Source organism: Actinomyces urogenitalis DSM 15434 (assembly GCF_000159035.1).
Taxonomy (GTDB): domain Bacteria; phylum Actinomycetota; class Actinomycetes; order Actinomycetales; family Actinomycetaceae; genus Actinomyces; species Actinomyces urogenitalis.
The window spans coordinates 1-241 of record NZ_DS999624.1; the positions used below are offsets into that span (position 1 = coordinate 1).

A 241-nucleotide genomic window follows, 5' to 3' on the forward strand; every position below is an offset into this window, starting at 1 on the left:
CCATGGCCGAGGCCGGCACGCAGGTGGAGGCGATCTTGCGCTCGCCGGTGGATGAGGCGACGAGGGTGCACCTGGGGACCGGGGCGCTGGGCGTCGTCGTCGCCCCGGCGCTGGCCAGCTGCAGGGCGCGCGGGATGTGGGTGATGAAGGGGAGAGTCCACGCAGGCCCCTACCTGGAGCTCGTGCGCTTCCGTGGGGGTCAGCCCGCAGGCCGAGCAGGCGGCGCTGCGGACCCTGTCCT

At 74.3% G+C, this 241-nt stretch carries 1 pseudogene; it reads left to right on the forward strand.

Going from position 1 to position 241, the window contains the following annotated elements:
- Positions 1 to 241 (forward strand): annotated as a pseudogene (locus HMPREF0058_RS13065) (hypothetical protein); the annotation flags it as partial.